The organism is Nocardia sp. NPDC056064 (genome assembly GCF_042266925.1).
Taxonomy (GTDB): Bacteria; Actinomycetota; Actinomycetes; order Mycobacteriales; family Mycobacteriaceae; genus Nocardia.
On sequence record NZ_JBHJWO010000001.1, the window covers coordinates 3,157,768 to 3,168,469 of the forward strand.

Annotated in this window: 12 protein-coding genes and 4 tRNA genes; 5 read left to right on the top strand and 11 right to left on the bottom strand. The window is 68.3% G+C overall.

Going from position 1 to position 10,702, the window contains the following annotated elements; genetic code table 11:
• Positions 1-60: 60 nt before the first annotated feature.
• The 8 genes from nusG to ACFC06_RS14400 all read right to left on the bottom strand — a co-directional run bounded on the left by nusG (position 61) and on the right by ACFC06_RS14400 (position 3,602).
• Positions 61-867 (bottom strand): transcription termination/antitermination protein NusG, encoded by an 807-nt coding sequence (nusG, locus tag ACFC06_RS14365; RefSeq protein WP_375935490.1) that lies wholly within the window; start codon positions 865-867, stop codon positions 61-63.
• A 106-nt stretch (positions 868-973) separates the two neighbouring features.
• Entirely contained in the window at positions 974-1,354 is a 381-nt protein-coding gene (gene secE / locus ACFC06_RS14370) for a preprotein translocase subunit SecE (protein WP_375930212.1), read from the bottom strand.
• A gap of 31 nt (positions 1,355-1,385) precedes the next feature.
• Positions 1,386-1,458 (bottom strand) — tRNA-Trp (locus tag ACFC06_RS14375).
• A gap of 198 nt (positions 1,459-1,656) precedes the next feature.
• Positions 1,657-2,724, bottom strand: coding sequence for a fused (3R)-hydroxyacyl-ACP dehydratase subunits HadA/HadB (locus ACFC06_RS14380; RefSeq protein WP_375935493.1), 1,068 nt, complete (start codon positions 2,722-2,724; stop codon positions 1,657-1,659).
• Between the two features lie 126 nt (positions 2,725-2,850).
• Positions 2,851-3,021, bottom strand: a complete 171-nt coding sequence (gene rpmG / locus ACFC06_RS14385; RefSeq protein ID WP_019049401.1) for a 50S ribosomal protein L33 — start codon at positions 3,019-3,021, stop codon at positions 2,851-2,853.
• Positions 3,022-3,057: 36 nt separating this feature from the next.
• Positions 3,058-3,133: transfer RNA gene (locus tag ACFC06_RS14390), tRNA-Met, on the bottom strand.
• Between the two features lie 59 nt (positions 3,134-3,192).
• Positions 3,193-3,265: transfer RNA gene (locus ACFC06_RS14395), tRNA-Thr, on the bottom strand.
• A 254-nt stretch (positions 3,266-3,519) separates the two neighbouring features.
• Positions 3,520-3,602, bottom strand: a tRNA-Tyr gene (locus ACFC06_RS14400).
• Between the two features lie 177 nt (positions 3,603-3,779).
• Between ACFC06_RS14400 and ACFC06_RS14405 the strand changes: the two genes are divergently transcribed.
• Positions 3,780-4,271, top strand: a complete 492-nt coding sequence (locus ACFC06_RS14405; RefSeq protein WP_071930525.1) for a YajQ family cyclic di-GMP-binding protein — start codon at positions 3,780-3,782, stop codon at positions 4,269-4,271.
• 15 nt (positions 4,272-4,286) lie between these two features.
• Here ACFC06_RS14405 and htpX read toward each other — a convergent pair whose 3' ends face one another.
• Positions 4,287-5,150, bottom strand: coding sequence for a zinc metalloprotease HtpX (gene htpX / locus ACFC06_RS14410; RefSeq protein ID WP_375930217.1), 864 nt, complete (start codon positions 5,148-5,150; stop codon positions 4,287-4,289).
• A gap of 36 nt (positions 5,151-5,186) precedes the next feature.
• The gene (locus ACFC06_RS14415) at positions 5,187-6,209 is read right to left on the bottom strand and encodes a polyprenyl synthetase family protein (RefSeq protein ID WP_375930220.1); all 1,023 of its coding nucleotides are present in this window, start codon (positions 6,207-6,209) and stop codon (positions 5,187-5,189) included.
• Between the two features lie 145 nt (positions 6,210-6,354).
• Here ACFC06_RS14415 and ACFC06_RS14420 point away from each other — a divergent pair, with 145 nt between their 5' ends.
• Positions 6,355-7,620 (top strand): geranylgeranyl reductase family protein, encoded by a 1,266-nt coding sequence (locus tag ACFC06_RS14420; RefSeq protein WP_375930223.1) that lies wholly within the window; start codon positions 6,355-6,357, stop codon positions 7,618-7,620.
• Between the two features lie 36 nt (positions 7,621-7,656).
• Here the strand turns inward: ACFC06_RS14420 and ACFC06_RS14425 are convergent, their stop codons facing one another.
• On the bottom strand, positions 7,657-8,154 hold the full coding sequence (locus ACFC06_RS14425; RefSeq protein ID WP_375930226.1) for a DUF2505 domain-containing protein: 498 nt from the start codon (positions 8,152-8,154) through the stop codon (positions 7,657-7,659).
• A gap of 105 nt (positions 8,155-8,259) precedes the next feature.
• Here ACFC06_RS14425 and ACFC06_RS14430 point away from each other — a divergent pair, with 105 nt between their 5' ends.
• The 3 genes from ACFC06_RS14430 to ACFC06_RS14440 all read left to right on the top strand — a co-directional run bounded on the left by ACFC06_RS14430 (position 8,260) and on the right by ACFC06_RS14440 (position 10,662).
• Positions 8,260-8,697, top strand: coding sequence for a DUF3592 domain-containing protein (locus ACFC06_RS14430; RefSeq protein ID WP_375930229.1), 438 nt, complete (start codon positions 8,260-8,262; stop codon positions 8,695-8,697).
• Positions 8,698-8,769: 72 nt separating this feature from the next.
• Positions 8,770-9,915, top strand: coding sequence for a glycosyltransferase family 4 protein (locus ACFC06_RS14435; protein WP_375930232.1), 1,146 nt, complete (start codon positions 8,770-8,772; stop codon positions 9,913-9,915).
• 33 nt (positions 9,916-9,948) lie between these two features.
• Positions 9,949-10,662, top strand: coding sequence for a demethylmenaquinone methyltransferase (locus tag ACFC06_RS14440; RefSeq protein WP_375930235.1), 714 nt, complete (start codon positions 9,949-9,951; stop codon positions 10,660-10,662).
• Positions 10,663-10,702 lie beyond the last annotated feature (40 nt).

Genomic DNA, 10,702 nt, shown 5'->3' on the forward strand with positions numbered 1-10,702 from the left:
GGTCCGGTAAACGGCAACGGCACCGCCGAGGCGGTGCCGCTACCGGAAAGCCGGGTGGAACTAGATCTTGGAGACCTGGGTGAAGTTCAGCTCGACCGGGGTCTCGCGACCGAAGATCGAGACGAGCACCTTGAGCTTCTGCTGCTCGGCGTTGACCTCGCTGATGCTGGCGGGCAGCGTCGCGAACGGGCCGTCCATCACGGTCACCGACTCGCCGACCTCGAAGTCGACCTCGATGATCGGCTTGGCCGAGACCTCGCCCGAGGACTCCGCGCTGGTCGAGGTGGTCGCCGCGGCGGCCGCCTTCTTCTGCTGCGCACCGGCCGGGACCAGGAACTTCACGACCTCGTTGATGGTCAGCGGGGTGGGCTTGGCACCGGGGCCGCCGCCGGTCATCCCGACGAAACCGGTGACACCGGGGGTGTTGCGCACCGCGCCCCACGACTCGTTGTTCAGTTCCATGCGGACCAGGATGTAGCCGGGCAGCACCTTGCGGTTGACGTGCTTGCGCTGGCCGTTCTTGATCTCGGTGACCTCTTCGGTCGGCACCTCGACCTGGAAGATGTAGTCCTCGAGGCCGAGGTTCTGCACGCGGGTCTCGAGGTTGGTCTTGACCTTGTTCTCGTAGCCGGCGTAGGAGTGCACGACGTACCAGTCGCCGGGGACCCGGCGCAGCTTGGCCTTCATCGACTCGACCGGGTCGGCCTCGGGGTCTTCCTCGGTGGCGACCTCCGCGACGGCGGCTTCCTCGGCCACGTCGGCGGGCGCGTCCTCGGTGGTGGCCTCGACCTCGTCGGTGGCGGTCTCCGCCACGACAGCGTCGTCAACCGGGAACTCGTCGTTGGTGTCGTTCTCCGGGGTGCTCACTGAGGCACTCGCTTCCTGTGTCGTCACGTACATCCTCTGGCCGGGTCGGGGCGCGGAAAGCTCACTCCGCCGTTCCGGAATCGGCAACCGGCGTTGGCGTCGGCGATCAGCCGAACAGCCAGTCGATGCCCTTGATGAACGCTATGTCGATCCCGTAGATGAACGCGACCATGAAGACCACGAACACCAGAACGACGGCCGTATAGGTGACCATCTGCTTCCGGTTGGGCCAGATCACCTTGCGCAGTTCCGCGATGACCTCTCGCAGGAACTTGATCAGCCGCTTGAACGGATTGCCCGTCTTGGCCTTACCAGCGTTCTTGTCCGCCTTGCGCGCGGCCGAGGGCCGATCGAGCGTGGCGACCGAACCGGTGTCCGCCGGGGAATCCGACGTACGCGCACGGCGAGCTGTCCGCTTGCCGCTCGGCCGAGTGGCAGCGGCGGTGTCGTCGCCGTCTTCGGCGCGAGTTTCCCGCTCGTCCGTCACGTCGATCCTTCCTCGTCGCTGGCATTCAGGGCAGGGGCGACAGGACTTGAACCTGCAACCTGCGGTTTTGGAGACCGCTGCTCTGCCAATTGAGCTACGCCCCTTCGGTTGGACCGGCCTGAGCCGATATGTCCAACCACAGTCGATATTAATTTATCGAACCCTGGTGTCACACAACATGCGCGCCGCCTTCGAGGGGAGCGAGCTCCCCGGGAAGATCAGCGCGCAGCAGCCGGTGACCCCAGAGCTCCGAGTGTACGGTACCGCGTGCGGTATTCGCCAATCCGGGGCAGGTGTCCAGGTCAGGACAGCTGAACGGTTGCCGTGGCGCGCCCGAAGATCTTCTTCCCCGCCGACTTCGCCGTGATGGCGACGACCGCGGTTCGGGATTCCGGATCCACCGATTTCACCTTACCGGTGAATTCCACCTCGGCCGGGGACTCCGCGCCGACATAGACCGGACTGGTGAAGCGCACGTTGTACTCCCGCACCGCGCCGGGATCGCCCAACCAGGAGGTGACGAAACCGCCACCGAGCCCCATCGTGAGCATGCCGTGGGCCACCACGTCGTCCAGACCGACCAGCTCGACGATCTCGTCGCTCCAGTGGATCGGATTGGCGTCGCCGGAGACGCCCGCGTAGTTCACCAGGTCGCCGCGGGTCAGGCGCACGGTGCGCGGGGGCAGCTCGTCGCCCGCGGTGACGCTGTCGAAGGACAGGGCGCGGGGGCACACGGTCGGCGCGGGCGCCTTGGTGACCGGGTCCGGGGCGATCGGGATGTCGGCGGAGGCGTGCTGGGCCGGCTCGTCCTCGCCGAGGCCGTGCATGAGCACATTGCGGATCGTGTCCGACATCCTGGGATCGATGTCACCGCCGCTGCGGCCGATGAGCGTGGTGTAGGTGGTGAGCACCAGTTCGTCGTCCTGGGCGGTGACGATGTTCTTGGTCACGATGATGTCGCCACCGAAGGCCTGCCGGAACGAGTGCAGGTAGACATCGCAGGTCAGCTGGTCGCCGACGCGGATCGGGCGGTGGAACTCCAGGATCTGGTCGGTCTGCATGATCTGGCTCAGGTCGTAGCCGGTGACGATCTGCTCGAACAGCTTGCGCTGGGCCAGGATGCCGACCAGGGAGATGAAGGTGAGCGGGGCGAGCAGGGCGTCGTGGCCGTACTCGCGCGCGATGCTCTCCTCCCAGTGCACCGGGTGGTAGTCCTGCACGGCGCGGGCGTACTCGCGCACCTTCTCGCGGCCGACCTCGTAGAAGTCGTCGACGCGGTAGTGGTGGCCGACCATCGCCGCCGCGTGCGCGGCGGGATCGAACGGGTCGGCGGCTGCGGCGGTGACCGCTTCGTCAGTTCCGGTGTTCAGTGTCACAGAGTGGACCTTACTCACCGGTCAACGCGCCATTCGCCGATGGGGGTGACCACGGGGAACACGAAAAAGCCGAAGGCCGGACTCACGTCCGGCCTTCGGCTTGAAATCTGAGGTGCTGAATCAGCGCGACTCGCGGTGCGCCCGGTGGGTTCCGCAGTTCGGGCAGAACTTCTTCAGCTCGAGACGATCCGGGTCGTTACGCCGGTTCTTCTTGGTGATGTAGTTGCGGTGCTTGCACTCTTCGCAGGCCAAGGTGATCTTTGGCCGGACATCGGTGGACTTCGCGGCCACGATATGCCTTCTTTCCGGTCTGGGCTGAGTCGTTATTGGTAGCGATGGCCGGACTTGAACCGGCGACACAACGATTATGAGTCGTTTGCTCTACCGACTGAGCTACACCGCCACGGCGGACCTATTACGGTGATGCCGGCGGGAAAGTCGGTCACCACCGGCAATCCGGCGAGCCCCCTAACGGAATCGAACCGTTGACCTTTTCCTTACCATGGAAACGCTCTGCCGACTGAGCTAAGGGGGCATGACTACGTGGCACAGAGTCTGTATCGGCGGGCCGATCAGCGTGACCCCGTGCTCCGGCGTCCTGAAGAAGATTACACACTACCTGCCGAGAGCACCAAATCAGCAGGTCAAGGCATGAATTTACTGCATTCGACGTGGGGCATCGCAGTCAACTGCGGGGGCGTCGGCCGAGTCTGCCCAGCGACGCATCCGACTGCGCAGACCGCACATACCAAAGAACCCCGCCGATCTGATGATCGACGGGGTCCGATGTGGCAGATGTAGGATTCGAACCTACGTAGGCTTTCACCGACAGATTTACAGTCTGCTCCCATTGGCCGCTCGGGCAATCTGCCTTGTGCGCCGTTTCCGGTGCGCTGAGCAGCTTACAACGAACCCACCCCGCCAATGCAAACCGCCTGCACAGGACCCCTGCGAGCACGGGTGAAACCCCCGTACGGGTACAACTGTCTCGGTGGCCGGTAGACCTCCGGCCCCGGAGTTTGCCGGACCTTCAGGGACAGGAGCGCAGTGTGGCTGATTCGTCATTCGACGTGGTGAGCAAGGTCGATCGGCAGGAGGTCGACAATGCGCTGCACCAGGCGGAGAAGGAGCTGAACTCCCGCTACGACTTCAAGGGCACCGACGCCTCGATCGCCTGGTCCGGCGAGGAGGCCATCGTGCTGACCGCCAATGCCGAGGAGCGGGTCAAGGCCGCGCTCGAGGTGTTCAAGGAGAAGCTGATCCGGCGCGACATCTCGCTCAAGGCGTTCGACGCGGGCGAGGCACAGCCCTCGGGCAAGGTGTTCAAGATCACCGGCACGCTGGTGCAGGGCATCGACACCGAGAAGGCCAAGAAGATCAGCAAGAAGATCCGCGACGAGGGCCCCAAGGGCGTCAAGGCGCAGATCCAGGGCGAGGAGCTGCGGGTGAGCAGCAAGAAGCGCGATGACCTGCAGGCGGTGATCTCGCTGCTCAAGGGCGAGGATTTCGGCATCGCCCTGCAGTTCGTCAACTACAGGTAGCCGGGGCGGCGGCGCTCAGTGCCGATGGGTGCCGCCCGCCATCTCCTCCAGGCGCCGGATGCGTTCGTCCATCGGCGGGTGGGTGGAGTACCAGCGGGCGATGCGGTCGCCCGCGCGGAACGGGTTGGCGATCATCAGGTGCGATTCGCTGGTGAGTTTGGGGTCCGGCGGCAGGGGTGCCACCTGGACGCCGCGCTCGATCTTGCGCAGGGCCGAGGCCAGGGCCAGCGGGTCGCCGGTGAGTTCGGCGCCGGACTGGTCGGCCTGGTACTCGCGTGAGCGGGACACCGCCATCTTGATCAGGCCGGCGGCGAGCGGTCCGAGCAGGGAGACCAGCAGCACACCGATGATGTTCGGTCCCTGCCCGTCGCGGCCGCCGAAGGACCCGGCGAACAGCGCCATATTGGCCAGGCCGGTGATCACCGAGGCCATCGCGCCCGCCACCGACGAGATCAGGATGTCGCGGTTGTAGACGTGCGAGAGCTCGTGACCGAGCACCGCGCGCAGCTCCCGTTCGTCGAGCAGTTGCAGGATGCCGCTGGTACAGCACACCGCGGCGTGGCGGGGGTTGCGGCCGGTGGCGAAGGCATTGGGCGCGTTGGTTGGGCTGATGTAGAGCCGGGGCATGGGCTGGCGCGCCGCGGTCGCGAGTTCGCGCACGATCCGGTAGATGACCGGGGCCTCCAGCTCGCTGACCGGTTGCGCGTGCATGGCCTTCAACGCGAGCTTGTCGCTGTTGAAGTAGGCGTAGGCGTTCATGCCGACGGCCAGCACGATCGAGATGATCAGGATCGTCGGACTGCGGAACATCGCCCCGATGGCGACGATCAACGCCGACATCCCGACCATCAACCCGAACGTCTTGATCCCATTGGGCATGGTGGTGAAACGTCGGTGACGCGGGGAAAGTTCCAGCTACCCCACGCGCTCGATGGTGTAGCGGACCAGCCGGGTGAGGGCGTCGTTGGCCGGGCCCGCGGGCAGGGCGGCCAGTTCGGCGTCGGCGAGGTCGGCGTAGGACTGCAGCTTCTCCTTGGCCTGGGCCATGCCGGGTGAACGGCGCAGCAGTTCCAGCGCCTCGTCGACCTCGGCGTCGGTTTCCAGGGGGCGCGCCAGCAGGGTGCGCAGGCGGTCGCCGTCGGCGCCGGGCTCGCGCAGGGCGTAGAGCACCGGCAGGGTGTGCACGCCCTCGCGCAGGTCGGTGCCGGGGGTCTTGCCGGACTGCTCGGACGAGGACGAGATGTCGATGATGTCGTCGGAGATCTGGAAGGCGGTGCCGACCGCGTCACCGAGGCGCGCCAGCCGCTCGACATGCTCGCCGCCCGCGCCGGAGAACGTGCCGCCGAAGCGGCCCGCGGCGGCGATGAGCGAGCCGGTCTTCTCCCACACCACGCGCAGGTAGTGCTCGACCGGATCCTGGGACTGCTTGGCGCCCATGGTTTCCCGCATCTGACCGGTGACCAGTTCGGCGAAGGTCTCGGCGATGATGCGGACCGCGTCGGGGCCGAGGGTGGAGGTCAACCGGGAGGCGTGGGCGAACAGGTAGTCACCGGAGAGGATGGCGATGGAGTTGCCCCAGCGCGCGTTGACGCTCACCGCGCCGCGCCGCTGCGGGGCCTCGTCCATGACGTCGTCGTGATAGAGCGTGGCCAGGTGCACCAGTTCCACCACGGTGCCCGCGGTGACCAGGGCCGGGTCGGTGGGATTGGGGCCGAGCTGGCCGGTGAGCAGGGTGAACAGCGGACGGAAGCGCTTGCCGCCCGCGCGGGCCAGATGCAGGGCGGCTTCCTGGAGGAAGTCCTCGCCGTCGGAGAGTTCCTCGACGAGCAGTTTCTCGACCGCGGCCAGACCGTCGCGCACGGTGGCCGCGAGTTCGGGATCGACGAGATCTACCCCGGCAACCACGGTGCTCTCGTCGCTCACAGCCGATGTGCTCATTCTCTTCTCCCAGTGATGCGTCCGACCCCGACGGGTAGCAACCTAGCGTGTTCCGGGGCCCACGCCGATGAACACCGTCACACACTGACTATTCCCGGTGTACCCGACACTCTCGCACAGCCGCCGCAGGTGCCAGTATTGAGCCATGGGTTCACCGGATCTCACCCCCGCCGACCGCGCTCCCCTGCCCGCCACCGTCGAGGTGCTGGTGGTCGGCGCCGGGCCGGCGGGCTCGGCGTCGGCGGCCTGGGCCGCGCGCGCGGGGCGCGATGTGCTGCTGCTCGACGCGGCGATCTTCCCGCGCGACAAGACCTGCGGCGACGGGTTGACGCCCCGCGCCACCGCCGAGCTGGAGCATCTCGGCCTGGGCGAATGGGTGCGCGCGCACACGGTGAACCACGGCCTGCGGATGGCGGGCTTCGGTCGCGAGGCGCTGCTGCCGTGGCCCGGCGGCTCGTTCCCGACCTACGGAAGCGCCGTTCCCCGAACCGAACTCGACGACAAACTGCGCGAGACCGCGATCAAGTCGGGTGCGCGGATGGTCGACGGCGCGAAGGTCACCGAGGTGCTGCGCGAGGGCGAGCGGGTCACCGGGGTGACGGTGCGTCTCGGTGAGAACACCCACACCGTGCGTTGCGCGACACTGGTCGTCGCCGACGGCGTGCGCTCCCCCGTCGGCAAGCAGCTGGGCCGCACCTGGCATCGCCGCTTCGCCTACGGCACCGCCGCGCGCGCCTACATCAAGTCCGCGCGCAGCGACGACCAGTGGATCTCCTCGCACCTGGAACTGCGCAATGCCGACAACGAGCTGATCCCCGGTTACGGCTGGATCTTCCCGCTGGGCAACGGCGAGGTGAACATCGGCGTCGGCTCGCTGGCCACCGAGGCCAGGCCCTCGCACATCGCGCTCAAGCCGCTGCTCGAGCACTACACCCGGCTGCGCCGCGAGGAATGGCAGTTCGAGGGTGAGCTGCGGGCGGTGGCCTCGGCGCTGCTGCCGATGGGCGGTGCCGTCTCGGGTGTGGCCGGGCCCAACTGGGTGCTGGTCGGTGACGCGGCGGGCTGCGTGAACCCGCTCAACGGCGAGGGCATCGACTACGGCCTCGAGGGCGGGCACATGCTCTCGAAGCTGCTCGACGAACCCGATCTGAGCGCGGTGTGGCCGCAACTGCTGCGCGAGCGCTACGGCCGGACCTTCTCGGTGGCGCGCAGGCTGGCCGGGCTGGCCACCCATCCGCGGATGGTGCCGATCGGCGGTCCGCCGGTGATGCGCTCGAAGTACCTGCAGCGCACCGCGGTCCGGGTGATGGGCAATCTCGTCACCGACGAGGACCTCGACCTCACCGCGAAAGCCTGGCGGGCGGCGGGCCGGGCCTCGCTGCGCGCCGACGATCTGGCCCCCTTCAGCTGACGGTGCCGCCCGGCGGACGGCACCCGCTGCGGCGGACTACAGCTTCGCGAACCAGCCTTCGATGAACTTTCGTTCGCTGTTGAGTACGCGCTGGTGGAGTTGTTCGGCCAGGGGTTCGATGGCACCGCCGACCAGCGGAACCTTCACGGTGACGGTGCCGACGACCTCGATCTCGCTGCCCTCGGCGGTGGGGCGCAGTTCGTAGGTGCCCGACATCTCGGTGTTGATGCCGCCGGTGTGGCCGGTGAAGCTGCCCTTGGCGACCTCGCCCTCCAGGGGCTGCCAGTGGTCGGTACGCGCGAGCACCAGATCGCTCTTGAGCACCTTGCGGACCAGGCCGGGGACCTTGTCCGGGCCGGGGGTCTCGGTCATCTGGATGCGGATGGAATCCGGTCCGTCGGGATGGGAGAGTTCCAGGGTCGCGGTGTCGGCGCCGGCGAATCGCTGCTGCCAGACCGCATCGTCGACGAGTGCCCGGTGAAGATCTTCGACCGGGACGGTGTAGGGCACGGTGAAGCTGAATTTTCGGGACATGCCCGCACACGCTAGTCCAGCCGGAGGCTCGGCGTACCTCCGCGTTCGCTCCGGCCGCGCGCGGGCTTCGCGACGCTGCGCGCGGGCGCCCTATAGGGTGGCCGGGTGTCGGAAATCAGCCAGTCGGAGAGGCGGAACGTGCGCCTGCGACGGGTGCGCGTGGGGGTGCTCGGCACCGCGACCGTGATCAGCGTGCTGATGGTGCTGCTGGTGCTGGCGGCCTGGCGCAACGACTACGAGATCGAGAACCATCGCGGCGTCACCTCCGGGGAGGTGCTCTCGGCGGGCAGGCTGCGCTCGGCGGTGATGTACGTGACGCCCGACAGCGTGACCCACAATCCCAAGGTCGGCATCCTGTATCCGACGAATCTGACCGCCGGTCAGCGGATCAATGTCGAATACAGCACGCGCGATCCCGACCTGGTCCGGGTGGCCGGGCGCGACGCGCGGGTGGCGATCATCCCGGCGGCCTCGGTGATCGTGGTGGTGTGGGCGCTGGCCCTGCCCGCGCTGTGGCTGGTGCGGCGCAAGCGCGCGGTGTGATTTCCTCCGCTGTTCGCCGGGGCTTCACGTCGGCGTAGTCGTGCCGCGTACCGGGGCCGTCAGGCTGGAGGGGTGCGCGTAGCCATCGTGGCGGAGTCTTTTCTGCCGAACATGAACGGCGTCGTCAACTCCGTCCTGCGGGTGCTGGACCATCTGGACGAGCACGGACACGACGCGATGATCGTGGCCCCCGACACCCTGCGCGGCGCACCACCGGCCCCACGCTTCCACGGCCGCTTCCCGGTGCACCGCGTGCCCGCGATGATGGTGCCCAAGGTGAGTTCGCTGCCGGTGGGCCTGCCGCAGCCGGGAATCACCGCGGCCATCGCCGCCTTCGACGCCGACGTGGTGCACCTGGCCTCGCCGTTCCTGCTCGGGGCAGGCGGACTGGCGGCCGCGACCCGCCTCGATCTGCCCTCGATCGCGGTGTATCAGACCGATGTGGCCGGGTTCGCCAAGAGCTACGGGCTCGGCCTGGCCGCGCGGGCCGCCTGGGCGTGGACCCGGCGGATCCACGAGGGCGCCACGCGCACGCTGGCACCGTCCTCGGCGGCCGCGCGCGATCTGGCCGACCACGGCATCCCCCGCGTGCACCGCTGGGGACGCGGGGTGGACATCGACCGGTTCACCCCGGCCGCGCGCAGTGCCGAGCTGCGGGCGAGCTGGCTGGGCGCGGACGAGCATCGGCTCGTGGTCGGTTTCGTCGGCAGGCTGGCGCCGGAGAAGCACGTCGAGCGGCTGGCCGTGCTGGCCGCGGACCCGTCGATCCAGCTGGTGATCGTCGGCGGCGGGCCCGAACGCGCGAAGCTGGGCGCGCTGCTGCCGGGGGCGGTGTTCACCGGCGAACTCGGCGGCAGCGATCTGGCCACGCATTACGCGAGCCTGGACGTGATGGTGCATCCGGGCGAGCACGAGACGTTCTGCCAGGGCGTGCAGGAGGCGCTGTCCTCGGGGGTGCCGGTGATCGGCCCCGACCAGGGCGGACCACGCGATCTGATCGCGCACTGCCGCAACGGCTACCTGCTGCCGGTCGACCGGTTCACCGAGCTGCTGCCCAGCGCGGTGTCGGCGCTGCGGGCCGCCGAGACCCGCGGGAGGTTCTCGGCCGCGGCGCGCAGATCGGTGCTGCACCGCACCTGGCCCGCGATCTGCGCCGAACTGCTCGGGCACTACGCGGATGTGACCGGATCGCGCGAACGCTTGCCGCGCTCGGCCTAGAACCGCGCGGCGGACGCCCGATAAGCTCGGTTCGTGGCGACAACAGAGCAGCGGGAACCGATTCGGGCTTCGCTGGACAAGCAACCCCACGAGGTCGCGTCGATGTTCGACGGTGTGGCGAAGCGCTACGACCTCACCAATACGGTCATCTCCGCGGGCCAGGACCGGTACTGGCGGTGGGCCACCCGGCGCGCGCTGGCGCTGCGCCCGGGCGAGCGGGTCCTCGATCTGGCGGCAGGGACCGGGGTGTCGACGGTGGAGCTGGGCAAGTCCGGCGCCTGGTGTGTGGCCGCGGACTTCTCCCAGGGCATGCTCGGCGCGGGCCGATTCCGGCAGGTGCCGATGGTCGCGGGCGACGCGATGGCGCTGCCCTTCGCCGACAACTCCTTCGACGCGGTGACCATCTCCTTCGGCCTGCGCAATGTGGCCGATATCGACGTGGCGCTGCGCGAGATGCTGCGGGTGACCAAGCCCGGCGGCCGCGTGGTGGTCTGCGAGTTCTCCACCCCCGTGTTCGGGCCGTTCCGCACGGTCTACATGGAGTACCTGATGAAGGCGCTGCCCCGGGTGGCCAAGGCCGTGAGCTCCAATCCCGACGCGTACGTGTACCTGGCCGAGTCGATCCGCGCCTGGCCCAACCAGCGCAGGCTGGCACGGCGCATCGCCGACGCGGGCTGGGACTCGGTGCAGTGGCGTGACCTCACCGGCGGTGTGGTGGCGCTGCACCGCGGTTACAAACTGGCCTGAAACCGCCCCCGGGCCGGGGTGAGAACGGTCACCCCGGATC

Coding starts and splice junctions, on each gene's coding strand:
- htpX (WP_375930217.1), bottom strand. CDS start 5,150: ATGCCCAATGGGATCAAGACGTTCGGGTTGATGGTCGGGATGTCGGCG.
- ACFC06_RS14415 (WP_375930220.1), bottom strand. CDS start 6,209: ATGAGCACATCGGCTGTGAGCGACGAGAGCACCGTGGTTGCCGGGGTA.
- ACFC06_RS14420 (WP_375930223.1), top strand. CDS start 6,355: ATGGGTTCACCGGATCTCACCCCCGCCGACCGCGCTCCCCTGCCCGCC.
- ACFC06_RS14425 (WP_375930226.1), bottom strand. CDS start 8,154: ATGTCCCGAAAATTCAGCTTCACCGTGCCCTACACCGTCCCGGTCGAA.